Here is a 25537-nt window from a genome sequence, read left to right as displayed (position 1 = left end):
TTTTGAAAGGTCTCGACCTTACTGCAAAGGCGTGTCGCGATTCTGAATTCGCCTGAAAGCCAGAGTTCATCTGAATGAATCAGAGGTGCCTTAAGTTTAGTCCGGTTGAACCCGGTCGAGGATAATTTTTACGATGCGCTGCAAATCTGGATCATCGGGTTTATCTTTTTGCATAAACCAGGAGAACATATCCTGGTCTTCACAAGTCAAGAGCTTCTCATAAGCGGCTTGATCGTTCTCGGGCAGATCGGTAAAAGCCTCTTTCAAAAAGGGTACCAGCAACACATCCAGCTCTAGCATACCCCGGCGGCTATGCCAAAACAGGCGATTCAGCTCTGCTTGCGACTTCATCCAACGAACTCCGATTATCAGCGGGAAAGGGGTGGCCATTATAGCCTCTTTTATAACCACGGCCAGGGTGCTGTTGCCATTGCCAATTTTACTCTATGATCGACCACTTAAAGGCATCAGGAATTCGTATTGCAATGAACACAGAATGGCAACAATTTCTCCAGCAACAACCTGCATCACAAGCAGTGACCACTGATGACAGCTGGTTTTGTGATCTGACCCCCTGGTCAGTAATGTCGGTGCAAGAGGGTGACGCTTCACGTTTTTTACAAGGCCAACTCACTTGCGACCTGGACAAACTGGAAGCTGGCACCAGCTCTCTGGGTGCCTGCTGTAACGCCAAGGGCAGAATGCTGAGCAACTTCCGTATTTTACCCGTTGATCAAGGCTACTGGCTGGTCATGCACCAGGACCTGATCGCCCCCCATATAAACGACCTGAACAAGTACGCTGTTTTTTTCCGCAGCAAACTGCAGGATCTTGGCTCATCACTGGTCGGCATAGGGCTCCATGGCCAGCAAGCTGCCGACTGGCTCAAAAAACAAGGCGCCCCTTCGATCGACAGTGGTAACACCTCTGCACTGCTTGGCGGTCAATTGATTTGCCTGGACTCGGAAAACCACAGGTACCAACTTTGGCTACCAACAGAGCAAGCAAAACAACAATGGGTTGAGCTCTCGGGCCATCTGCCCAGAGCAACTCCGGATATCTGGTTACTGGGCGATATCCAGCAAGGCATCGCCTGGATCTCCGGTGACACTCGAGAGCAATATACGCCCCATCAATTCAACCTACAGGCGCTAGGGGCAATCAGTTTTCGCAAAGGCTGTTACACCGGCCAGGAAATCGTCGCGCGCATGCAGCATCTGGGAAAGTCCAAAAACCGACTGTACCGGGCTACCAGCACCAGCCAACCACAGCAATACCCTTGCCCCATCGTCGACAAAGACAACCAGTCAGTCGGTGAAATTATCTCCGGCGCTCAATCAGGCGAGCATCATGAGCTATTAATTCTTGCCAAAAATGATGCCGTCGATGCAAAAACACTGCTTTTTGAAGATAATAAGGTTCTCTCTGTGACCGATCTTCCCTATGCTATAACTAACAGGGAACACTTGGTTGAATAGGCTTGATCTAACCTTAAACGGCTCCCTTAACCACTACTGACATAGCGATTTTTTTATGAGCGAATTTGCAGCCAACATTCTCGAACAACTAACCTCTGCCATCGACAATGACAAACTCACCTTGCCAACCCTACCCGAGGTAGCGCTTAAGGTACGTGAGGTAGCTGAAGATCCAATGGTGGATGTGAAAAAAATCTGCGATGTGATTGGTAACGACGCTGCCATCAGCGCCAGAATCATCAAGGTGGTCAACTCGCCATTGATGCGAGGCAGCCGGGAAATCGATAATTTGCAAAATGCCGTTGGCCGCCTTGGAATTACCTACTCCTGCAACCTTGCAACGGGGCTGGCCATGGAGCAGATGTTTCAAGCCACCAATGACACCATCGACAAACTGATGCGCGATACCTGGCAACAAAGCATCGAAATCGCCGGTATCTCTCATGTACTCTGTCGTCAATACACCAAACTGGCACCCGATCAGGCTACCCTGGCCGGGCTCATGCATCGTATTGGCGTACTCCCCATACTGACCTTTATCGAAGACCAGGGCGAAGTACCCGATGAAGCAACCCTGCAACAGGTCATCGATGAAATTCATCCGACACTGGGCAGCAAGATCCTCAAGGCCTGGGATTTCCCAAGTGAAATTGCCGATGTACCCAGCGAATCGGTAAATTTCGAGCGTCAGGGCGACGATAAGCCAGATTACTCCGACGTTGTGATGGTTGCTATTCTGCAATCCCTTGCCGGCACTGACCATGCCTTCGCTCAGCTTGACTGGAGCCAGATCAAAGCCTTTGAAAAGCTCGGCCTTGATACCGAGGTCGATATGAATGAAGGCGAGGACCTCAGCGCAGAAATGGAAGCAGCAATGGCCCTGCTAAGCTAACAGGCTTGCTTTTAATCGGCTCTGGGCAGCTTTCTGCAATAAAAAAAACGGCGCACAATGCGCCGTTTTTTTTATTGCAGGGTCAATTCCCTTACAGGTCGCTAAATAATTTTTGAATACTGGAAAAGTCCAGGGAGCCATTACCTTTAGCGCTGTGCATCGCATACAGGCTACGAGCCAGGGTCCCCATTGGTGTCGAGCTACGAGTTTGCAATGCGGCCTCCATCGCCAAACCTAAATCTTTTGCCATCAGATCAACGCCAAAACCACCTTGATAGTCATTGCTTGCCGGGACCGATTCCATAACTCCCGGGTAGGGGTTATAAAGCTCCAGGGCCCAGTTGCGCCCCGAACTTTTTTGCATAATATCGGACAGTACTTTGGCATCGAGACCATTAGCAACTCCCAGTTGAATCGCTTCTGCACTGCCCGCCATCAATACCGCAAGCATCATATTATTGCAGATCTTGGCTACCTGCCCGGCACCACTATCACCTGCATGAAAAATATTCTTGCCCATGTTCTCGAGCACGGGTCGAGCACGCTCCAGCGCCTTGTTGTCGCCCCCCACAATAAACGTCAGAGTACCGGCCGCCGCACCCGCTGTACCACCGGACACCGGCGCATCGATCATGGTGATGCCCTTTTCGATCGCCGCCGTTGCCACCTTGCGAGCCGACTCCGGCGCAATAGTACTACTATCAATCACCAGTGTTTGCTGGTTGATACTGCCAAGTAATCCACTTTCCCCCAGATACAAACCTTCGACGTGTTGGCTGGCAGGCAGCATTGAGATTAATACCTCAACATCAACAGCCGCATCACTGGCCGTTGAAACCGCAGAAGCACCTGCCTCCACCAGTGACTGTACGGCGGACGGCACCAGATCAAATACTTTCAACTCATGACCCGCGGCGACCAGATTCTTGGCCATGGGACCACCCATGTGACCCAAACCTATGAAACCTATTTTCATTGCTGCACCTCTTATCTTTATTGTTAAACGGCTATGACGATTTATCAGGTTAGCTCTTGATACAATCCCGCCAGCTAGAGATCTGCAAGGGGATGAGGACTCTCTCCCCAGGGCGCTTGATAAAATTCGGCGATGGTAGAATGGACTACATCATCCAGCGACTTCGGTGCCCACTGGGGAGCATTGTCCTTGTCGATCAACAAGGCACGCACACCTTCGCGGAACTCACCCTTGGCAGCACACTGAACAGAAACAATCAGTTCTTGCTGGAAAACTTCTTTCAAAGAAAGGTGACGACATTTCTCAATCTGTTCGACCACAAGATGGGCAGAAATAGGGCAACCATTGGCAAATGCCTTGACGCACCGTTGTAACCAGCGGTCTTCTGTCTCCAACTTGAGGCAATCATCCAGACACTGCTGTAGATAACTGTGATCCATCAAACGATTAATCAGATCATAATGCTGTCGCAATGGAGAAACCGGCAATCCCTGTATTGAGCTTTTCTCAAAACGTCTCAACAACTGGGTCACCTGCTCCTTGTTCTGCTCGGAATCAGGAGTCCACTCCTCGACGCAAAGCGCATCGCAAAGCTCACTTCTTTCATCATTACGCAAAAAGCGATCGGCCAAACCGGTAAACAGAGTATCTGCGGCGTTCAGCGATGCCGCAGTCAACCCCAAAAACTTACCCAGCCGGCCTGGCATTCTGGCCAAAAACCAGGAGCCCCCTACGTCGGGATAAAGCCCAATATTGATCTCAGGCATCGCCAGCCGGGTGGTTTCAGTAACAACCCGATGGCTGGCACCGGACATCAGCCCAACACCGCCACCCATAACGATTCCTGCGCCCCAGCAAATCAGAGGTTTACCGTAGCAATGGATCAGATAATCAAGACGATACTCCCGACTGAAAAAATCGACCGCATAGCTGTTAACCCCCTCGCCGCTTTCACACATGGAATCGTACAAACGGCGTATATCTCCGCCGGCGCAAAAGGCTTTTTCACCAGCACCTTGCAGCATCACACAGACCACCCGGTCATCCTGCTGCCAGGCCAATAACTGCTCATAGAGCAGGTCAATCATGTCCAGACTAAGGGCATTCAGGGCTTTCTCCACATTCAGGGTGGCAAAGCCTATTTGATATTCCCCTGCGGCTCGGGTTTCAAACAGTACGGGGGCATCAACAGTAGCTTTCATAGACGGGTTTCCTTAGGCGTTTTTCCACTCGGGTTTGCGCTTTTCCAAAAAGGCATTAACACCCTCTTTCTGATCCTGGGTATCAAACAGATCCACAAACAGTTCACGCTCCGAAGGCAACGCCTGGGCCAAAGGATTGGTGCGCGCCGCCTGCACCAGGGTTTTACAGGCCGTCACACTGGAAGGGCTTTGCCTGGCAGCGCCTGCTGCCAATTTCAGCGCCGCCTCCAGCGCCTCACCCCGGCCAGCAACTTGCTCAACCAGGCCGATCCGCTCGGCAGTCGCCGCATCAACCTTGTCTCCGCACAGAATCATTCGTTTGGCCCAGCCTTCGCCGACTAACCAGGGCAGATTTTGCGTACCTCCGGCACAGGGCAACAAACCAACGCTCGCCTCGGGTAATGCCATCACCGCATGCTCTTCGGCGATTCGAATATCGCAGGCCAGTGCACACTCCAGACCGCCACCCATGGCGTAACCGTTAATGGCTGCAATGGAAACCCCACGAAATGCGCTCAGAGTTTCAAAGGCGCGGCCAAACAATCGCGCCATCTGTCGCGCACGAGATTTATCACCATCAGCAAACAGATTCAGATCGGCACCGGCGGAGAAAAACTTTTCGCCTTGCCCGGTGATCACCAGTGAATAGATATCCAGGTCATCATTCAAGGCTTCAACCAGTGTCACCAACCCTTGCAAGCTCTCTTCGTCCCAGGTGTTGGCGGACGGGTTATTAATGGTCACCAGAGCGGTATGTTCACGCACCTCGACCAGTAATTTGTCAGTTATATTGGAATAGGATGTAGCACTCATAAAAACTCCTTACATTCGGCCAGTTCACGCTAGCGAATAATGTCCGTGGCACCTTCCATCAACAGGCGCCGACTAATAATAACCCGCATGATTTCGTTGGTGCCTTCCAGTATCTGGTGCACTCTTGAATCACGTACAAAACGCTCCAGAGGATACTCACGAATATAGCCGTAGCCACCGTGGATCTGCAGCGCTTCGTTACAAATATCAAAGCAGCGGTCGGTTGCGAAGCGTTTCGCCATGGCACTATAGACTGTGGCCTCGGCATCTCCAGCGTCCAGCTTACAGGCGGCAAGGCGAACCATCTGGCGTGATGCCACCAGTTCGGTAGCCATATCCGCCAATTTGAATTGCAGCGCTTGAAAACTGGCCAGGGTTTTACCAAACTGCTTGCGCTCTTGCATATAGCGTTGCGCTTCTTCCAGCGCCGCCTGAGCCACCCCTAACGAGCAACTGGCAATATTGATTCGCCCTCCATCGAGGCCCTTCATGGCGATCTTGAAACCATCCCCCTCACTTCCCAGCAAGTGATCTACCGGAACACGAACCTCTTCGAACGTTATCATACGAGTCGGCTGGCAATTCCAACCCATTTTTTCCTCTTTACGACCGTAAACAATACCCTCTGCATCCGCCGGTACCAGCAAACAGGAAACACCACCGGCTCCCGCCTCACCGGTTCGTGCCATCACCACCAGCACGTCGGTCGACCCCGCTCCCGAGATAAAGACCTTGGAGCCATTGAGAATGTAATGGTCACCATCACGCCGGGCACTGGTGCGTAAGGACGCCGCATCGGATCCTGCATTGGGCTCGGTCAGACAATAGGACGCCAAAAGCTCACCGCTAACTAACGACTCGCAGTATCGTTCACGAATTGATTCTCCGGCGAAACTGCACACCATCCAGGTCGCCATATTGTGAATCGTAAGATACGCCGTGGTAGAGGTGCAGCCTCGGGCCAGCTCTTCGAAAATCAGACTGGCGTCGAGCCGACTCATACCCATACCGCCACTTTCGGCGGGAGAATAGATACCACAAAAGCCGAGTTCTCCAGCGCGCTTGATAACGTCAATGGGGAACTCTTGCTCGGCATCCCAGTGCGCCGCATTCGGGGCCAGTTCGCTATCGGCAAACTGACGCGCCATATCGCAAAACGCTTGTTGGTCTTGATTAAGATTAAAATCCATCACGATCTCCCTTCATAGCACCATCTAATGCTATGAACCTGGTCAACAATGAAAGTGGCCCACAAGTCATTGTGGGCCAGCGGTAATCATCTTAACGCAGATTGATGGTCATATTCGGGCCCGTACTCATACCCTGATCGAACCACCGGGCCGTAATTGTCTTGGTTTCGGTGTAGAAGCGAACCGCTTGCTTGCCATAGGCGTGCTGATCGCCATAGAAGGAGTTTTTCCAACCGGTGAAGGAAAAGAAAGGCAGAGGCACTGGAATCGGTACGTTAATACCCACCTGCCCCACCTCAATATGATGCTGGAAATGACGCGCCGCAAGGCCGGATGAGGTGAACAACGAAGTCCCGTTACCGAAGGGGCTGTTATTGATCAGGCAGATCGCTTCATCCAGGGAATCGGCTTCCATGGTGCAGAGCACGGGTCCGAATATCTCCTCTTTGTAGACCGACATCTCCGGGGTGACCTTGTTAAACAGAGTAGGGCCTACCCAGTTGCCATCGGGATAACCTTCAACCACACATTCGCTGCCGTCGAGCAGGCATTCGGCGCCCTCTTCCTTACCCTGGGCAATCAAGCCCAGTACGCGCTCACGGGCCTGGGGAGAAATCACCGGGCCGTAACCCGCTTCCGGGTTATCCCAGGCACCCGGCTGAACCTTGGCCATGGCCTCTTTGAGCTCCGGAATCCAGTTGGCTGCTTCACCCACAAAGATCGCCACACTGATCGCCATACAGCGCTGACCTGCCGCACCCACCGATGCACCCACCAGATTATTGATCACCTGATCCTTGTCGGCATCGGGCATCACCACCATATGGTTCTTGGCCCCGGTCATCGCCTGAACCCGCTTGAGGTGATCGCAACCGGTGCGATACACGTGGGCACCGACATTGACCGAACCCACAAAGGAGATCGCACGCACATCCGGATGAGTCAATAGGGTATCCACTTGCTCACGGCCACCATGTACCACCTGCAGCAGCCCCTTGGGAAAGCCAGCCTGCTGGAACAGTTCTGCGAGTCGATTAGGCGTCATCGGATCCTGCTCGGATGGTTTGAGCACGAAGCTGTTGCCACAGGCAATCGCCAGAGGAAACATCCACAGCGGGATCATGGCCGGAAAGTTAAAAGGCGTAATACCGGCGCAGACACCCAGCGGCTGAATATAGCTGTAAGTATCGATGGCACGGGCTACGTTTTCGGCAGTTTCGCCCATTAACATGCTGGGAATATTGCAGGCCTGCTCGGCCACTTCGATACCGCGCCAGACATCACCCTTGGCGTCAGCAAAGGTTTTGCCGGTTTCCTTGGCCAGAATTTCGGCTAATTCGTCGTGATGCTCTTTTAGCAACGCCTGATAAACCATCATGATTCGGGCCCGCTCGGAGGGCGGTACGTCGCGCCAGGTCTCAAAAGCAGTCTTGGCACTGCTGATGGCCGCTTCCATCTCATCCGAAGTCGCATAAGGTACATTGCACAGGACTTCCTGAGTGGCCGGATTGGTTACCGGAAGGGTTTGCTCGCAGCGGCTTTGTTGCCACTCGCCATTGATCAGCTGAGGTATGGTTGTTGCGGTCATCGTCGGTCACCCATTGGTTGTCTTATTTTTAGTCAGTCTTGGTGTTTATGAGACAACGCCGCCCACCAAGGCAATGCGGACATTATCTGCAGAATAGCCTAGTTGTACCACGATGCCTGCCCGATAAGGATTGACTAAATTGTTCGCATGCTGGACTATTTTGCTATACAAACGTCTAATGCATTCACCAGAAAAAACAATTATATTAAGAATAATCAATACTTTATGAGTGACATATCTTCAGGCTGGCCCCTTCCCACCGAAGGAATTCGTTTTATAACCCCCGATTTTCTCGTAAGAAAACTGGCCGCGCATCCTCTCACACAAGATTGCTACCCCCTGGGCTTTGGCTACTACCCCAAGGCAGTTAGCCACCGCATGGAACGACGAAATCACGATGATAATCTGTTGATGTTCTGCACCCATGGCGCGGGGGAAACCTGGTTCGGCCGGCAACACCACCATATTCATGCCGGCGAATTACTGCTGCTACCCCGAGGACAGGCCCACAGTTATCAGGCATCGACACAAAACCCATGGACCCTGTACTGGTTCCATTTTGATGGCTTGCACAGCGACCTGATGATGGATCGCCTGCAGCAGCTGGCCGAAGGCCCTGTCTTAAAAACCGGCCTGCAGGCCAAATTGCTCAGCGATTTCGGCAGCCTGATGAGCCTGCGTGACGGCGGATACCAACTGGATAACTTTATTTACGCCTCGAACCATATCGCCCAGATGCTCAGTTTTATTGCGCTGGTGATTCGTCCCCGCCTGAAACTGAAATCGGGCAGTTATCTGGATCTCGATCGTATTCACAGCCTGATGCAGGAAAACCTCCACCAGCACCTGGACCTCGACACCATCGCCGCCAGCGTCAGCCTGTCCAAATATCATTTTTCCAAGAAGTACAAGGAGCTTACCGGCTACTCGCCCATCCAGCACTTTATTCATCTCAAGATGCAACAGGCCTGTTATCAGCTCGACATCTCCGACAAAAGCATTCAGGAGGTTGCCGCCCAGCTCGGCTACGACGATGCCTATTATTTCTCCCGGCTGTTCAGCAAAATTCTGGGAGTATCCCCGTCCCAATACCGGGCTCATAAACATCGCTAATGACCTGGATAGGTTCAGGAAATGCCGACAGCTTTCGCTGCTCTACCCTCCCCCGCTATAATGCCGCCAATCTAAAGCCGTGAATGACTCCAGCCTCATGACGAAGCAAAGCCTCAACACCCCTCTGGGTAACCACTATCGGGATCAGCTTGCCCGTATCGATCATTACCTGTTCGATCGCTTGCTTCCGCTGTGGCGTGACAACGGCATCGATCGACAGCATGGCGGCTTTTATGAACGTCTCGACTCGCAATTACAGCCCTTATCGGTCGACACCAAACGCTTGCTGGTGCAGTGCCGCCAGATCTTCGTGTATAGCCTGGCCTTTATCAGTAATAGGCAAAAAGAGGATGCCGAGGCCGCCAAACAGGGGTTTTCCTTCCTGCAACAACATTTTCTGGATAGAGCACAAGGCGGCTGGTTTTTTAGTGTACACAACGATGGCCGGGTTCGTGACAGCGCCAAGGACGCCTACGGTCACGCTTTTGTTCTGTTCGCCTGTGCCTACTATTACCGGGCCTTTAAAGATGAGTACGCCTTGCAGATCGCCTTCGAGACCAGCCAATGCCTGCTCCAGCAGCTGACCGATACAGAAGGAGGCGGTTTTTTCGAGGCGGCTGAAAGTGACTGGAAACCGCGCCAGGCGATCCGTCGTCAAAACCCTCATATGCACTTGCTGGAAGCCTTTGTGGCACTGTATCAAAACGACCCGAGTGACAATCGCTTTTTTTACCAAGCCCAGGCCGACAACATCTTGCAGTTGTTTGGTGAGTATTTTTTTGATGACACCACTGACACATTGGGCGAATTCTTTAACGATCAATGGTGCCCTGATAACGGACAGGGTCACCGTATCGAACCCGGTCACCATTACGAATGGTATTGGTTACTCAGCACCTATGACCAGAGCCAGGCCAATCCAATACTTAGGCAACAGGCAGAAGCGCTCTATGCCTGGGCCGATCGATATGGCTGCGACTCGGAACACGGCGGCATATTCAATGAAGTCGACCGTAACGGCCGCATTTTGGATGATGCCAAACGCATCTGGCCGGTAACAGAATGCCTTAAAGCCCGGGCTCTGCGTTATCAACTGTTGCACGAGGCACAGGATCTGCACAAACTCTGTGAGCTACTCGATTACCTGTTCGCTTATTATCTACAAGAAGACGGACGCTGGCATGAATACCTTAACCGCGATAACAGCCCCAAGCCTTACGATCTACCGGGCAGTACCGGCTACCATATCGTGCTCGGCCTGATGGAAGCGCGCCGGGTACTTAACCAACAATCCGCCCAATAGCGCGCTCGCAGAGTACTTCGCAAGGGGGACGACTCGATGCCCGATCATCTTAGATATGGCGAAACCCTCACCGACTACTACCGTCCGGCTCTATCGACGCGGGTTGATCGCATTCTTCTTGATTCACATTCAGTCAATCATTGCTGGATAATCACCCAAGCGAGCAATTTTCACCCTTGGGATTACCAATGGCCCGACCAGCCTGGGGACCATGGAACCCTCGATTTTGAGCAAAACCATTGGCATATCGATGACTGCCGTCTGGCCGCCACCTCAATCAGTGAACCCGCGGATCAACCCTGGTTTTTGGGCACGGACATTCCGGTCAAACGTGGAGAAACTGGCTGGACATTTTGTATTGCCCATCGATTAAATATCCCTGCGGATAAACTCTCTTTTGAAGTCGGCTGCCAGGTAACCCTGAGGTTCGATGAGGGCTATCGTCAGAGCCTGAATCGAGGCCACAGCGCCTGCCATCTGATGTCCCTGGCCCTGAACCAGGCCTTAACCAGCCATTGGCGCAAGCCGATCGCTCAGGACGCTTGTGGCAACCCGGACTTCGACCGCCTGGCGATCAGTGAGTCAAGCATCGAACCCAATGGCAGTCGTGACCACTATCGGTTAGGAAAATCCCTGCGAAAGAAAGGTTTTGATCGCCAAACCTTTATCGACCAACTGGCAAACATTGAAGACAGCATCAACCACCAATTGCAGAACTGGATAGCCCAGGGCAATGACATCAAAGTTGAACGCGAACCACTCGCACTGCTCGCTCGTCGTTACTGGCACTGCAAACTCGATGGCGTTTCAATCTCAATTCCCTGCGGCGGCACCCATTGCGACAACCTGTCACAATTACGAGGGTTAGAGGTTCGCCTGCAGCTGGACACTAGCGGGGATCATTTGACCGTGATCACTCAACTGCCCGACGATCGCTGATCTTTGCTCACAAAAAAGCGGCCGCCGAAGCTGCCGCTTTTTTGCTGTTAGAACTGCACAACAGATTAGAGCTTTTTCAGATGCTGAATCAGATCCGAAGCGGCTTTTTGACCATCACCATAAAGCATCTGGGTGTTATCCTGATAAAACAGGGCGTTTTCAACCCCGGAGAATCCGGTACCCTTGCCACGCTTGACCACGATCACGTTCTCCGCCAGGGCCGCATCCAGAACCGGCATACCATAAAGCGGGCTGGTTTTGTCGTTACGAGCGTCCGGGTTCACAACATCGTTGGCACCAATCACCAATGCCACCGTGGTCGTCGGGAAATCGGGATTGATCTCATCCATATCGAAGATCTTGTCGTAAGGCACACCGGCTTCGGCCAGCAACACATTCATATGTCCCGGCATACGACCCGCCACGGGATGAATGGCAAACTTCACCGATACGTTGTTCTCTTCGAGCAGTTCGGCCAATTCCCACACCTTGTGCTGAGCCTGGGCAACTGCCATGCCGTAGCCGGGTACGATGATCACCTGACTGGCATAGGCCATCATAATGGCCGCGTCCTGACTCTGGACCTCCTTCATCGAGCCCTCGATTTCACCGGCCTCTGCAGACGCTGTGTTCTGGCCGAAGCCGCCAAACAGCACATTCCAGACCGATCGATTCATCGCCTTGGCCATCAACTGGGTCAGCAAGGTACCCGCCGAGCCGACGACCGTACCGGCAATAATCATCGCGGCATTGTCGAGCACATAACCTTCCAGGCCAACGGCGAGGCCGGTTAACGCATTAAACAGCGAGATCGCCACTGGCATATCGGCACCACCCACCGGGGTAGTGACAAACACGCCTAATAGCAGCACCAGGGCAAAGAACAGCAACACAAGCAGCGTGCTCTCGGTATTAAACAACTTAACACCGACATAGATCACCGCGACCAACAATATCAGGTTGACCCAGTGTTGCATCGGAACCAGCGAAGTACGTCGAAATTTACCGTCCAGCTTGGCCCAGGCAATCAAGGATCCACTGAAAGACAGGGTTCCGATAAAGGCACCTACGATCGCCACAATAGCGACATCGGTTCCCAGAATCGCACTGACTCCCATGCCCGGAATACCCTGCGACTGATGGATCGCACTGAACAACTCAACGGCGGCAATCGCGCCCGCAGCACCACCACCCATGCCGTTAAACAGGGCGATCATCTGGGGCATATCCACCATGGGCACAGTTTTACCTTTCTGCCAGGCATAACCGCCACCGATCACAATAGCGATCACCATAAGGACGTAGTTAGAAACACCATGCAACGATGGATCCCAGAAGGTCACTACCGTCGCCAGAATCATACCCACGCCGGACCAGATGATGCCGCGACGCGCGGTCACTGGAGAACTCATCTGCTTAAGACCCAGAATAAAGAGTACCGCCGCCAGGAAGTAACTGGCCTGAATCATTATTTCCATCAGCCTTTACCCCCTTTACTGCTCTTGAACATCTCCAGCATCCGCTCGGTTACCACATAACCACCCACGGCGTTACCCGCCGCCAGTAGCACGGCAATAAAGCCGACCAACTGCTGTCCGATAGTCGAAGCGTGACCCAGCGCCACCATCGCACCCACCAGAACAATACCGTGGATAAAATTGGAACCGGACATCAGCGGAGTATGCAAAATCACCGGCACCCTGCTGATCACCTCGTAGCCGGTAAATCCGGCCAGTAAAAAGATATAGATTGCAGCCCAGCCTTCTATCATGATTGCTCTCCTTCAATCCGCTCCCGCGCCGCTTCAAAGCGAATTTCCCCGTCGTGAGTCAGGCAGCTTTCCGCCAACACCTGATCCTCCCAGTCGATCGACAGCTCACCTTCATTGATGATCAATTTGCAGAAGTTGAGCAGGTTCTTGGCGTACATCTCACTGGCATGAATCGCCAGCATACTGGGCACGCCAAGGGGTCCATAAACCGTCACGCCGTTATGCTCAACTTGCTCATCCGGTCTGGTCAGTTCGCAGTTACCGCCGCCTTCGGCCGCCATATCGACAATCACCGAACAGGCGTGCATCGATTCCACCATCTCCCTTGAAATAATCATGGGCGATGCGCGCCCGGGAATAGCCGCCGTGGTAATCACCACATCGGAAGCCGCCACCCGTTCGGCCAAGACTTCCTGCTGACGCTTCTTCTCTTCGTCAGTCAACTCACGGGCATAACCGCCGAGACCATCGGCCGAGACACCGGTATCAACAAAGCGAGCCCCCAGAGACTCCACCTGCTCCCGCGCCGCCGAGCGCACATCGTAAGCCTCAACAATGGCCCCGAGTCGACGAGCGGTAGCGATCGCTTGCAGTCCTGCCACACCGGCACCGATAACCAACACCTTGGATGGTCGAATGGTACCGGCTGCCGTGGTCAGCATAGGGAAAAACTTACCCGAAATAGAAGCCGCCATCAGCACGGCTTTATAGCCTGCCAACGAGGCCTGGGAGGTCAGTGCGTCCATAGACTGGGCGCGTGAGATACGCGGTATCAGCTCCATGGCAAAGGAGGTAATTCCTCGCTCTTTCATGGCCACAATGCCTTCATCGTTTTCAAAGGGGGCCATAAAACTGACACAAACCGTGCCCTTGTCCATCATTGCCACCTCTTGCGGGGTAGGCGGCAACACCTTCAGCAGCACCTGTGCCGATGACAACACCTTCTTGGGGTCTTTATAGAAGGTGGCACCTTCGAAGAGTTCATCCGCGTGCCCCACCGATGCCCCTGCGCCCGCCTGCAAAATCAGCTCGGCCCCGAGCTGTTGCAACCGTGAAGCCACCTCCGGAACAATCGCGACGCGACGCTCCCCCTCTTTAATCTCCTTGGGTACAGCTACCGATACCGCCATGCAGTTTCCTCCAGCCGGATTACACCAAATAGACAGCGAACCCCGCCCTATACACCGATATTTGACAGGGATACCAACACCACAATCACTATAGCAGTTGAATGTGAGTAGGGGTCTTTTTCAGCCCTTTCAGGGAGAAAGCGATCCATGCCACGACACGACTTTCAGCCTATTGGGCTGCGTCGCCAAAGCCGCTATGCTAACCCTATTCCAAAACAAAAATATAAGAGGAACTACGTATGAGTGGCGAACCGCGCAAAGAGCATATCTTCACTATGGACACTTCGAGCATCAAGTTCGGTGCCGGTGCTACCCGCGAGATTGGTGAAGATATGAAAAACCTCGGCGCTCGACGCGTTATGGTCGTCACCGACCCCAACCTGACATCCAACCCCGCAGTGCTTACTGTCATGGAATCTCTGCAGGCTGCCGGGCTCGACGCGGTGTTATTCGACCAAACCAGTGTCGAGCCTACGGATGTCTCTTTTAAAGAAGCGATCGCCTTTGCCAGTGCCGGTAACTTCGATGGTTACGTCGGGGTCGGTGGCGGTTCCAGCATGGACACCGTCAAAGCCGCTAACCTGTATGCAACCTACCCTGCCGAACTGCTCGAATACGTCAACCCGCCCATCGGCAAGGGCACTCCGGTTCCCGGACCACTGAAACCCATGATCTGCGTGCCGACCACCGCCGGCACCGGCAGCGAAACCACCGGCGTCGCGATCTTCGATCTGTTGGAGATGGAAGCCAAGACCGGCATTGCCCACCGTGCCCTGCGCCCGATCATGGGTATTATCGACCCCGACAACACCAAAACCATGCCCCCCATGGTGGCGGCCTGTACCGCGCTGGATCAGTTCAGCCATGCCATCGAATCCATTACCGCGCTGCCGTATCACCAACGCCCCGCGCCCGAGTCCCCGGCACTGCGTCCGGCCTATCAGGGTGCCAACCCCATCAGCCATATCTGGGCCTGCAAAACTCTGGAGATGATCGCCAGCAACCTGGTGCGCGTCACCCGGGACCCTACCGACGAAGAGGCCCGTGGCCAGATTATGCTCGCCGCCACCTACGCCGGTATCGGTTTCGGTAACTCCGGTGTGCACCTGCCCCATGGCATGTCCTATCCAGTCGCCGGGATGGTGAAAGATTACCGGCCCGAAGGATACGTAACCGATCATCCTACCGTGCCCCATGGCATGGCGGTGGTGCTCAACGCCCCTGCTGTATTTCGCTTCACGGCTGAAACCAACCCGCAACTGCACCTGCATTGCGCCGAGTTGATGGGCACGGATGTGCAAGACGCTGCGCCGGAAGATGCCGGTGAGGTGCTATCCAACGCCATCGTCAAAATGATTCGCGATTGCGGCCTGCCCAATGGCCTTTCTGGCGTGGGTTATGGACCGGACGATGTCGACAAACTGGTCGCAGGCACTTTACCCCAACATCGTGTCACCAAACTATCACCACGCCCTGCATCTGCTGAGGATCTTAAGCAGCTGTTCCTGGATTCAATGAAGTTATGGTAGGTGATCACGACGGTATGACTAACTTTTTAAATAAGAGAAAACCAGAGGTCGCACAGGATGAAAAACCTTAACCTGCCAACACTCCCTTCGTGGTTACTGGCCGTTCTTGTCAGCCTAATCTTCATAACAACGAGCGTCACTGCCAATATTGCTTTCGCGACCGGGGGCTATCAAGGAGATGACAATCAACGACGAACCACCCAGGACGCAGAAACTCGTAACAGCGTGCAAGGGGCGGATGAGCCTAGGACAGTGCAGGATGCCGACGCTCGCAAACAGATACAAGATGCTGACGAACGTCGCGCAACAGAGGATGCCGATACGCGGAAAACTGTGCAAGATGCGGAAGAACGTTATCAAGACTAAGGCAACACTGATTAATTCAGATGAACTCTGGTTTTCAGGCGAATCCAGAATCGCGACATGCCTTTGCAGTAAGGTCGAGACCTTTCAAAAAGGCGGGATTCGCCCGATAGCCTCGTAGAGCGGCCCTGAAAATGGTTTTTCCCGGTGTTGAAGCCCTTGTCCAGGTCTCGACATGAACGGCGAGCTTCACCTCGATAAAAACCATTTTCAGGAACCGCAGAGATCTATCTGAATTAATCAGAGGAGCCCTAAGTTCCGTCACGTTGATAACTTTGCTTGTGAGGCGTCATATTCACCGATTGCCAATATGAGCAATTTCGTCAATGAAACCTTACCCCTGTTCCGGCTTGTGAAGTTCACCAATGCAACAAGGCCTGATCGCCAGTTTATCTCCGAAACAGGTGGCATAGAGTCGTTTTTCGTACCAGATGCCACAACAACTATTAATTTAGCGTATTAAAGTCTTCAACCTGCTCATCAACAAAATGAAAACGACACTCTGATACGTAGCCAGCCGACAAACCCTTGTATCAGATCGCTTTGGCCAATTCGGATTGACCTCCGGTTTCGGTATCCTGAGAGGTTTGCTGGTTTCTGTCGTCGACAAACACCAGCTTGGGCTCATATTTACGGGCCAGTTCGTGATCCATTTCCAACCAGCTGGCAATGATAACCAGATCTCCCGGCGAAACATGGCGCGCTGCCGCACCGTTGATACAGATCGTGCCACTGCCACGCTGGCCTTCTATGGCGTAAGTCTGAAAACGGGTACCCTGATTCACATTCCAGATATCAACCGCTTCGTAAGGCAGAATATCGGCCGCTTCGAGCAGATCCAGGTCGATGGTCACGCTGCCCTCATAGTGCAGATCGGCTCCCGTAACAGTGGCTCGATGTATCTTGGATTTCAGCATTTTCCGGTTCATGCGGCGGTCCCCCCCAAACGGCTTGTAATAATTGTTGATCAATCACCCCTACAACGGGATGCCGCAGGATACAGCAAGGTCATCGCCTCGCAAAGCCCCCGAACAAACCATACCAATAGGCCGCAAATGGGTCGTAGCTCTCCAGAGTCTGAGATCACTAGCGCCCTGATTAGAATCGCCAGCGCTTTCCATTACTGTTTAAATCGTCGCCATGCCAGTGCCGCCAAGGCCAGGTCCCCTAACGCCAAACCTCGAAAAGCAAATGCCGTAGGCCCCTCGAAAGTCCCCGTGCCAGACTGTACCTGTGTTTTCACTAACTGACCAAGGTCTCCCCAGACCAGGGCTTCATCCAGCATTTTCTGTTCAGCGACGGCTTCCTGCACCAGATCATCAATCACAATACGATCAAAGCTCCCCAACCCTTCAGGCATCCAGGGTAAACAAAGATCGGTAATGGCGGCAAATGCACCAGGCTTCAACCAGCGGGCATCGGCAAAGGGCTCCATGGTGACATCCAGCGTCACCGAGCTCACCACTATATCCGCCCCCTCCATCGCCTCCGGTACTGTAACGCAGACCCTGCTTTGTAACCCCATAGCCTTCGCACTCTGGCATAGCCGCTGACGGTTGTGTTCGCCTCGGCCAAAAGCCCTGATCTCGGTAAGGGGAAACAATTCGGCAAACAGCTTTAGATGGCTTTGGGCTTGAACCCCGCAACCGATGAAGGCCATCACAGAAGATGTCGGGTCAGCAAGATATCGGGCAGCAACTGCACTGAGCCCCGCCGTACGAATGGCAGTAATCCAGTTACCATCCAATGTGGCCAGAGGAACCCCGGTATAGCTGTCTTGCAGGCTTACCAATGAGTTAATCGCTGGCAATCCCGATTGAGGATTGTGCGGATTTACGACCAAAGATTTCACCGTCATCAACCTGTCCGCATCAGATACCGCCAGTGTCGACATCAGGTAACGTCCGTCGCCAGGTAACAATGTCGATTTAGGCGCGCTCCAGGCCCTCCCCTGGTCTTGTTGCTGTAGCATAGTCACAATACTCTCAGTCACCTCAGCAGCAGACAGATTGAGTGACAGCAGTGCCTGTTCACTAATATGAGGCAAGTTCGACATAGAGTATTCCCATCCGGGCATGGAGAAGATAGTGATTAGACGATGCCATATTACTGACTATTTAGGTAGCGAGGATTGCACAGGGCATGCAGAACCAGGTTACCAGGAGAAAAGTGATGACCAACACTGACATATATGATTAATAGCCTTACTCACCTTTTATGAAACCAGCGAGTAAGCCCTACGTATAAACACAACAAGCATGGAGGCTTAGGTCAGCTCACTGGTATGAACCAGTTTTTTGATTCTATCCACCAGTTCTCGCTCCTGATCCATATAGACACCATCGGCAAATGCGATGGAAGAAGCGACGAAAGGCATTAACGATGAGAGCAGAGGCAGGTGTTTCAAGTCTTTCAGGCGCGCTTCGAGGTCCAGTTTGTTTTGCTCGAGCAAGGACAGGCAATGACTGAACTCTTTCCCCGCTGCGTCAATATCGACATCCGAATTTGCCAGCCCAGCAAGGTGACCACAAATAATTTGATAGACATCCTCCTCACTACGACTGACATCGTCATCGATCACCGCCATTGACGCACCCACTGCGGCGACAGCTTCAACCAGCTGATTAGGCGCCAGGTTACGAATTTCTCGAGACAAGCCTTTCTTGTTCATCACAATCAACCGGCCCGCTATCTGGTCCGGCGCTTTGGAACGGTTGATGTAAAACCACATAGGCACCAACCAACCCACCACGGCCGCAACGGCCACACTTTTTGCCACAAACCAGCCAATATGCGTTTTCCCCTGAAACTGGGGTTCTTTGGTACCATGCCCCTCAAACCAGCCCAGTCCCTCCATCCAGTAAAATGCCACCACAGACGTCAACGCCAGTGCCGCCATCGCAATGCTGACATCAATCAAGCGCTGCATAAAATTCAAGCGCCCTCTTAATCCTCGACTCTGGTGATAGTCAAGAATCCAGGAGATAGAAACCGCCAGTGCCACCGACTGTAGCGCGTAGGGAAAACTCCAACTGAGATTGGTCAATACTCGATCCAGATTCGTTGCTGTATCCACCCCCGACAACATCTGCACGATGTAACGAAAACTGGCCGTCACCAGAAACCAACTGAGTGCGGTCACACAACCGACGGCGACATAACCCAACCAGGAGCGCTGGCGGGTCAATTCGTTGTATCCCATGCCGACCCGACGTTTTAAATCCAGCGCAATCGTCAAGGCCGAGCCGTAGGTAAAAAACATCAGGAAGGTCATAAAACCAACACTGCCAAAGCGTCTGAACTCAACTGGCTTGCCCAATTCCTGGGCCAGTGAGACCAGTAAAAAGGTAAATAAAATTGCCATTAGAGCAGCCGCAACCTGACTGGGTAAGAGGCGGTCGAAGCCCTTGGTTCCGCCTTCAAACCCTAGCTGGGTGATACGGGAGCTTCGCCCGCTTTCCGACAGCTCGGCCACACAACAGGCCTTGGCAGCTAATACCGTCGCACTACGAAAAAGGTCTACAATCGACTTATCAATAATCTTGATAATTTTTTCTGTCAAATTGCTCTCAACGGACTCTGATCGAACACTAATATATTCAGCGTTGAGGTCGTCTCGGGTTTCCAGCAGTATTCCCAACTCTTCGCTGTGCTCTTCCATAAAACGGCGCAAGCGACCGGAGTCATCCTGCTGCCACTCTTCGATACTATCGATCAAGGCGTTGATTCTTGCCCACCGGTAATCAAGATCTCCCGCCGATACCAGTTTCAAATTGTCATACTCGACCCCCATCGCCAGGCATTGTTTGCGCAGCTGCTTACTTTGGCGAGGGGAAAAATTAAAGGGCGCCCGACGCATGGCCGCCGCCATTTTTTGTACATGGTAGGGAATATGTCCCCGATCCCAAAAAGCGTTTAACAGTGCTTTGTCGTATCGCGATAACCAGGGCAACGAGGGCAATAACGTAGTAAGAAACAGCGCAGACACCATGGGAGCACTAAGTTTGGCAAATTCATCCGGCAGGGTAGCATTTAGCTGACCGGTAAAAAGCCCATAGAGGGCACCAATAGTTTCGGGAGAACTATCAAACAAGGCTCCACAAAAAACATAGATCGTTAGCACCGACATCAGGTAAAACAGAAAATAGATGCTGAAATTTTGAAACGTTGTCGATTCACGGTTAGTCGCAGGCGTATTGTAGCGACGATATGCATTCACTCCGACAAAAATAGCACCGACCAACCATTCGAATAACGTGACTGTTTCCATGCATTCTCCTCACTGAGGGTCTGTATTCCAGACTTCAAAGCATTACCATGGCGACAGAGAATTACGTGGTACTCCCGTGACTAACCAACATCAGCGTCGCAGTGATTGTAAGGATCGGAATCCACCTGAAAAACTCACTTAGATTGGTATTGCCTTAACCTCATCCGAGCCACCCACCGCCTAAAATAAGCGGATAGTCAAAAGTCGCAAGTCCTTTTCAGGGCATCTTGATTAAATCAAACAGGACGCTACGACGGGCGAAAGTAAAGCTCAGTACAGCGAAGTCCACTGCCCACATCGGCCCCAGCGAAAAATCATTACATCGGGAAAAGCCTTTGAAGGCTTATCCTGTAGGATTTAAACAACAAAGCGGGCCTTTTTGCGTATTAATCAAGGGTGCTCTAACAATATAGAACACACCGCGATAGCTGAGTACTATTTATCCGCAATCAATTGCTTAAGGCACCTCTGATTAATTCAGATGAACTCTGGCTTTCAGATGAATCCAGAATCGCGGCACGCCTTTGCAGTAAGGTCCAGACCTTTCAAAAAGGCGTAACAAAGAATCTGGGTTCGCCTGAAAGCACCGTAGGGCAGTCCTAAAATGGTTTTTCTCGGTGTTGAAGCCCTTGTTCAGGTCTGGACATAAACAAGGGCTTCGCCTTGATAAAAACCATTTCAGGATCCGCAGAGATCTATCCGAATTAATCAGAGGTGCCTTAACCAGACTGACTGGTAGGGCTGTAGCTCGATACTGGTTTGCTGCTCTTGAATCACCTCCCCGCTCAGCAGGTCATGCCATTTCGTTACAGCGTCCAGATTGACACTGTGCAAGTTGACCCGTTGCACACGATCGGTGACATTGTTAAGTGCAAACAACGTCTGCTGATGGCTGAGGCTCTGGCGCCATACTCCAAACACTGCTGGCCCAAGATGCAACACATACTGGCTGGCGTTGGGATGAAGAGCGGGTTGTTGCTGTCGAATGGCCAACAGGGCTTTCAGGCGATCCAACACCTGTCGCTGAGGGCTTTCAGGATTATCCAGGAGACACTTGAGATCATCCATGTCCCAGCGGTGTCGATTGATCGCCCGAGCATTGCCGCTGTGTTGCAAGCGATCATAATCATTGGTGGTAGCCAACAGACTATGAATATAGAACGCCGGGATTCCCATCAAGGACATCATCAGAGTATGGACGCAGATAAAGCGCTCTAACTGCCATTGGTCACACCCCTGATAGTTTCCGGACAAGGCATCGAACAGTGAGATATTGAGTTCATAGGGTATCACCTCCCCTTCCAGTTTTCTCACGCTGACCCGCCCACCCAGCTGCTCTACCATGGCCACCATACGGTCTCGCTCAAGGTCATCGAGAATACCTTCAACGGGGCGTAAACCGATACCATCATGCGAAGCAATGAAGTTAAAGTAAGTTGATCCCAAAGGAGGCGCTGGCATGCTCATCAGCCATTCGGTGAGATGATGACAATCACCAGCGAAAAAAGTGTGCAATAACAAAGGCGGCAAGGGGAAGTTGTACACCATGTGTGCTTCGTTGCCATTACCAAAATAGGAAAGATTTTCCCGATTCGGCACATTGGTTTCTGTAACCAATAACGCCCTAGACTCGGCATGCAAGATCAGGGTTCTCAACAGACGTACAATTTCATGGGTCTGCGGACGGTGCAGGCAGTCGGTACCTGGCTCTTTCCATAAAAATGCAATAGCATCGAGACGGAAAACCCGCACCCCCTTGTCTAGATAAAGTCGAATAATTCTCACGAACTCAAGCAACACATCGGGATTGGCAAAATTCAGATCTACCTGATCATGGCTAAAAGTACACCAGACATAGCGAACACCATGGACCGTTTCGACCGGTCGTAATAGCTCGCTGGCTCTGGGTCTAACCACTCGGCTGAGATCGGTATCTGGATCGCAGCAAATAAAATAATCCTTCCCGGGGTCTTTTCCTTGTTCGAAATTGACAAACCAGGGGCTACGAGCCGAGGTGTGATTAATCACCAGATCCGACATTAAACTGAACTCACTGGCAATACTTTCTATATCATCCCAGTCCCCTAGCGTTTCATTGACACGGGTAAAGTCCAAAACCGAGAAACCATCATCTGATGTGTAGGGAAAAAACGGTAAAATATGGACATTGTTGATAACCCCACGCAGCTCCTTATAAAGAAAAGATCGCAAGCTGTGCAAGGGTTTTTCACCCTCTTTGTACAGACTGTCACCGTAGGTAATCAGAAAGGCATCCGAAGAGCTCCAACCACTGCTTTGCTCAACACCCTGACCAACAAACGGCGCCTCACCACTTAATTCCATGACATCCAGCAAGCGTTGTCCGAAGTCTTTCAGCTGCGATCGGTCCTGGTCCTGATAGATATGTCGTAAATGCTCCTGGACTCGCCCCCGCAGGGAGAAAAAACTCATAGCCCACAAACCTCTCTGTGGTCTGCTTCGACGGCCTCATAAAGACGTTCAAGAATATCCGGTTGAGCTGAAATAACACGATTCCAACTGGGGATAAAAGGCTTCTCCATCGGATTTTCCAGAAAATAATTACCGGCTTCCATTATATTTCTGGCAAAGAGTTCCACCGCTTCCTCTTCATCGTGGCGATCAAAAGCCAGGCCATTGATGCGCGCATCATTGTAGTAAGTATCGATAAAATCGAGGGCAATACGGTAGTAGGTCGCCTTGATGGTACGAAATCGCTCACTGGAGAAAACCTCCCCATTGGTTGCTAGCTTTCGAAAAATGGCCTTGGAAATATCATGACTCATCTTACTCAAGCCTCTACTAGCGTCTTCTGGGGAGAGCGGCTGATGCTTGTGATCATAGACATCGGCAATATCCACCTGGCAGATACGGTTAGTCGCATAATTACGCTTCATTTCAGAGAGAACACCAATTTCCAGTCCCCAGTCTGAAGGAATGCGTAAGTCATTCAGTACATCGACCTGGAACGAAAATTCGCCCGCCAGCGGATAACGGTAACTGTCGAGATACTCGAGATAATCGGAATACCCGCAAACGCATTTCAAGGCGCGAATCAAAGGCGTGACTAATAATCGGCTTACACGGCCATTTATTTTATTATTCCCGACCCGTGCATAATAACCTTTACAAAACTCATAACTGAAAGCTGGATTTGCCACCGGATAGATCAGACGCGCCAGCATTTCGGGGGTATAGGTCAGCACATCACAATCGTGCAGTGCGACGGCTCGCGCTTTCCCTGAAGCAAGAATATAGCCAAAGCAATACCATACATTGCGACCCTTGCCCATTTCTCTGGGTGCCAGCCCCTCTTTTTGCAAAAGCGCATCGACTTCACGTAAGCGAGGCCCATCATTCCAGAGAATACGAAAGTGCTGCGGAAAAAGGGAAAAATACTGCTGTGCAAACTGAAACTGCTCTTCATTCGCACGATCCAGCCCAACCACAATTTGACTGAGATACGAGGCGTTGCGAACATGGGATACAATATTTTTTAGGGCATCCCCCTCCAACTCAGAAAATAACGAGGGTAACACCAGGGCCATGGGTCGAGACCTTGAAAACCGATGTAATTCCTCTTCTAATTGCTCCAGAGGCCTGTCACATAAATTATGCAGCGTGGTAATAATGCCGTTCTGATAAAAATCACCCATGATAATCTCCGCTGTTAATAACGCCTTGCTGTATCAGCGCTGTGATACATTCATTCCATCCAGCAGAACCCGCTGAATCACTGCGTAAGGTTTTTGAATGAGAGCCCAGATCCAGATAAGTCCCGTCCGATTTACGCACTACGCAGGCATAATCGGCACTTGCCAGCATGCGCCGATCATTGTCACTATCACCCAATGCAACCGTTTGATAGGTCGCTCCATTGTTCTGCTCCAGCATGATTTGCAAGGTACGCATCGCGATGGCTTTATCAACAGAATCCATCACGTGCACAAAACGTCCACCGCGGATAATACGAAGCCCATCGGGCTCCAGCTCCCTGGCGATGGCTGCCAAGTGTGACTCACTGTCTTGCCAGTACAGAGGTTCGGTAAAGAGTCGCTGCTTTGCTTGCAGTGCTGCCGCCTCAGTCAGTCCGGTTAATTCCATCAAGGATGCCAGCGATAACTCGGCAAACCCCTGAAAACGATACCCTGAGGCCAACTGGTTCAAGCGATGCAGTAGTAACTCCCTGGGTCTCGCCAGAGACAAGATCATCCAGTTTTTATAAGGGTAAGTACTGGCGGGAAGAGAAGGATTCCAGTTCTGGGGAAACGCAATGGCAGAACCATTTTCGAAAATAAAAGGTGTATTCAGGCCCAGCTCTACTACAAGCTGCTCAATTTCACTAAAGGTCTTACTGGAATTAATGATAATGGGTACATTGTTTCGAAGCGCTTCCAGGGTTACGGCACTGGCGGCATAGCTATAGCCGTCATGGTCGAGCAAGCAACCATCCAGATCAGTGAAAATCAACACAGAAAGACTTCGCTCTGTACCCATGACATCACCCCCTTCATCCAGAACATCGCTGCTCTCGTTGATTATTGAATTCCGGTGCTGTGACAATCCCGCAGTCTGAAACGCCCTCGATTGCCGCAGTTCCGCATTTGCTTCTCATTTCTTTTTGCTGATGTGCTATAAAGCAGCAACTTTGCCAACTTGTGAAAATGCAGCGATTGTGTGACTAAAATCCTTCAATTGATTGCATTTCGTCATTTAACCGCAGGTTTTCTACCCCTCATCGGCTTAGTTAATGCTTTCAGGGGAAAAAGTCACTCGAAAGAAATCACCATAATGGGGCTGCGCCGCCAACTCAGTGCAAGCATTTGCACACATAAAGGGCACATAGAAGCTAAGGTAATGTTAGGGCACCTAGGGCACCTCTGATTAATTCGGATAGATCTCTGCGGATCCTAAAATGGTTTTTATCAAGGCGAAGCTCGCCGTTCATGTCGAGACCTGAAC

22 protein-coding genes are annotated in these 25537 nt (G+C 51.9%); 7 read left to right on the top strand and 15 right to left on the bottom strand.

Annotation, left to right across the window (positions count from 1 at the left end; genetic code table 11):
* Nucleotides 1-96 precede the first annotated feature (96 nt).
* Nucleotides 97-351 (bottom strand): FAD assembly factor SdhE, encoded by a 255-nt coding sequence (locus MIB40_RS16600; protein ID WP_249696574.1) that lies wholly within the window; start codon nucleotides 349-351, stop codon nucleotides 97-99.
* A gap of 134 nt (nucleotides 352-485) precedes the next feature.
* On the opposite strand from MIB40_RS16600, the gene ygfZ reads away from it, so the two are divergent.
* On the top strand, nucleotides 486-1478 hold the full coding sequence (gene ygfZ, locus MIB40_RS16595; RefSeq protein ID WP_249696572.1) for a CAF17-like 4Fe-4S cluster assembly/insertion protein YgfZ: 993 nt from the start codon (nucleotides 486-488) through the stop codon (nucleotides 1476-1478).
* 55 nt (nucleotides 1479-1533) lie between these two features.
* Nucleotides 1534-2370: an HDOD domain-containing protein gene (locus MIB40_RS16590; RefSeq protein WP_249696570.1), complete on the top strand. Its 837-nt coding sequence runs from the start codon at nucleotides 1534-1536 to the stop codon at nucleotides 2368-2370.
* A gap of 91 nt (nucleotides 2371-2461) precedes the next feature.
* Here MIB40_RS16590 and mmsB read toward each other — a convergent pair whose 3' ends face one another.
* The 5 genes from mmsB to MIB40_RS16565 all read right to left on the bottom strand — a co-directional run bounded on the left by mmsB (nucleotide 2462) and on the right by MIB40_RS16565 (nucleotide 8139).
* Entirely contained in the window at nucleotides 2462-3346 is an 885-nt protein-coding gene (gene mmsB, locus MIB40_RS16585; protein ID WP_249696567.1) for a 3-hydroxyisobutyrate dehydrogenase, read from the bottom strand.
* Between the two features lie 74 nt (nucleotides 3347-3420).
* Complete coding sequence (locus MIB40_RS16580; protein ID WP_249696566.1) at nucleotides 3421-4548, bottom strand: enoyl-CoA hydratase/isomerase family protein; 1128 nt, start codon at nucleotides 4546-4548, stop codon at nucleotides 3421-3423.
* 12 nt (nucleotides 4549-4560) lie between these two features.
* The gene (locus MIB40_RS16575; protein ID WP_249696564.1) at nucleotides 4561-5361 is read right to left on the bottom strand and encodes an enoyl-CoA hydratase; all 801 of its coding nucleotides are present in this window, start codon (nucleotides 5359-5361) and stop codon (nucleotides 4561-4563) included.
* Between the two features lie 29 nt (nucleotides 5362-5390).
* Nucleotides 5391-6551, bottom strand: a complete 1161-nt coding sequence (locus MIB40_RS16570; protein ID WP_249696562.1) for an acyl-CoA dehydrogenase family protein — start codon at nucleotides 6549-6551, stop codon at nucleotides 5391-5393.
* Nucleotides 6552-6642: 91 nt separating this feature from the next.
* Nucleotides 6643-8139: a CoA-acylating methylmalonate-semialdehyde dehydrogenase gene (locus tag MIB40_RS16565; RefSeq protein ID WP_249696560.1), complete on the bottom strand. Its 1497-nt coding sequence runs from the start codon at nucleotides 8137-8139 to the stop codon at nucleotides 6643-6645.
* 225 nt (nucleotides 8140-8364) lie between these two features.
* On the opposite strand from MIB40_RS16565, the gene MIB40_RS16560 reads away from it, so the two are divergent.
* The 3 genes from MIB40_RS16560 (at nucleotide 8365) to MIB40_RS16550 (ending at nucleotide 11494) form a co-directional block, all read left to right on the top strand.
* Nucleotides 8365-9252 carry an AraC family transcriptional regulator gene (locus MIB40_RS16560; RefSeq protein WP_264758607.1) on the top strand — a complete coding sequence of 296 codons (888 nt, stop codon included), beginning with the start codon at nucleotides 8365-8367 and terminating at the stop codon, nucleotides 9250-9252.
* A 97-nt stretch (nucleotides 9253-9349) separates the two neighbouring features.
* On the top strand, nucleotides 9350-10555 hold the full coding sequence (locus MIB40_RS16555) for an AGE family epimerase/isomerase (protein ID WP_249696556.1): 1206 nt from the start codon (nucleotides 9350-9352) through the stop codon (nucleotides 10553-10555).
* Between the two features lie 36 nt (nucleotides 10556-10591).
* Nucleotides 10592-11494, top strand: coding sequence for a hypothetical protein (locus MIB40_RS16550; protein WP_249696554.1), 903 nt, complete (start codon nucleotides 10592-10594; stop codon nucleotides 11492-11494).
* 65 nt (nucleotides 11495-11559) lie between these two features.
* Here MIB40_RS16550 and MIB40_RS16545 read toward each other — a convergent pair whose 3' ends face one another.
* From MIB40_RS16545 to MIB40_RS16535, 3 genes are read right to left on the bottom strand one after another with little or no spacing between them, the layout of a single operon-like run.
* Complete coding sequence (locus MIB40_RS16545; RefSeq protein WP_249696552.1) at nucleotides 11560-12972, bottom strand: NAD(P)(+) transhydrogenase (Re/Si-specific) subunit beta; 1413 nt, start codon at nucleotides 12970-12972, stop codon at nucleotides 11560-11562.
* The gene (locus MIB40_RS16540) at nucleotides 12972-13265 is read right to left on the bottom strand and encodes an NAD(P) transhydrogenase subunit alpha (protein ID WP_249696550.1); all 294 of its coding nucleotides are present in this window, start codon (nucleotides 13263-13265) and stop codon (nucleotides 12972-12974) included. The genes MIB40_RS16545 and MIB40_RS16540 overlap by 1 nt, the downstream gene beginning before the upstream one ends.
* Entirely contained in the window at nucleotides 13262-14395 is a 1134-nt protein-coding gene (locus MIB40_RS16535; protein WP_249696548.1) for a Re/Si-specific NAD(P)(+) transhydrogenase subunit alpha, read from the bottom strand. The genes MIB40_RS16540 and MIB40_RS16535 overlap by 4 nt, the downstream gene beginning before the upstream one ends.
* A 239-nt stretch (nucleotides 14396-14634) precedes the next feature.
* Between MIB40_RS16535 and MIB40_RS16530 the strand changes: the two genes are divergently transcribed.
* Both MIB40_RS16530 and MIB40_RS16525 read left to right on the top strand, forming a co-directional pair.
* Nucleotides 14635-15924: a hydroxyacid-oxoacid transhydrogenase gene (locus MIB40_RS16530; protein ID WP_249696546.1), complete on the top strand. Its 1290-nt coding sequence runs from the start codon at nucleotides 14635-14637 to the stop codon at nucleotides 15922-15924.
* 57 nt (nucleotides 15925-15981) lie between these two features.
* Nucleotides 15982-16290, top strand: a complete 309-nt coding sequence (locus tag MIB40_RS16525; protein WP_249696545.1) for a hypothetical protein — start codon at nucleotides 15982-15984, stop codon at nucleotides 16288-16290.
* Nucleotides 16291-16820: 530 nt separating this feature from the next.
* On the opposite strand, the gene panD is transcribed toward MIB40_RS16525, so the two are convergent.
* The 6 genes from panD to MIB40_RS16495 form a co-directional block, all read right to left on the bottom strand.
* Nucleotides 16821-17216, bottom strand: a complete 396-nt coding sequence (panD, locus tag MIB40_RS16520; RefSeq protein WP_249696543.1) for an aspartate 1-decarboxylase — start codon at nucleotides 17214-17216, stop codon at nucleotides 16821-16823.
* Between the two features lie 191 nt (nucleotides 17217-17407).
* Complete coding sequence (locus tag MIB40_RS16515) at nucleotides 17408-18343, bottom strand: ornithine cyclodeaminase family protein (protein WP_249696542.1); 936 nt, start codon at nucleotides 18341-18343, stop codon at nucleotides 17408-17410.
* Between the two features lie 210 nt (nucleotides 18344-18553).
* Nucleotides 18554-20557, bottom strand: a complete 2004-nt coding sequence (locus MIB40_RS16510; protein WP_249696540.1) for a tellurite resistance TerB family protein — start codon at nucleotides 20555-20557, stop codon at nucleotides 18554-18556.
* 708 nt (nucleotides 20558-21265) lie between these two features.
* Nucleotides 21266-23008, bottom strand: coding sequence for a sugar phosphorylase (locus MIB40_RS16505; RefSeq protein ID WP_249696538.1), 1743 nt, complete (start codon nucleotides 23006-23008; stop codon nucleotides 21266-21268).
* Complete coding sequence (locus tag MIB40_RS16500) at nucleotides 23005-24231, bottom strand: glycosyltransferase family protein (protein WP_249696535.1); 1227 nt, start codon at nucleotides 24229-24231, stop codon at nucleotides 23005-23007. Before MIB40_RS16500 ends, MIB40_RS16505 begins: the two co-directional genes overlap by 4 nt.
* Nucleotides 24224-25072: an HAD-IIB family hydrolase gene (locus tag MIB40_RS16495; protein WP_249696533.1), complete on the bottom strand. Its 849-nt coding sequence runs from the start codon at nucleotides 25070-25072 to the stop codon at nucleotides 24224-24226. Before MIB40_RS16495 ends, MIB40_RS16500 begins: the two co-directional genes overlap by 8 nt.
* Nucleotides 25073-25537 lie beyond the last annotated feature (465 nt).

Source organism: Aestuariirhabdus haliotis (assembly GCF_023509475.1).
In the GTDB taxonomy this organism is placed as follows: domain Bacteria; phylum Pseudomonadota; class Gammaproteobacteria; order Pseudomonadales; family Aestuariirhabdaceae; genus Aestuariirhabdus; species Aestuariirhabdus haliotis.
Note: the sequence above shows the minus strand (reverse complement) of the source record. Positions and strands in the feature narration are given on the sequence as shown.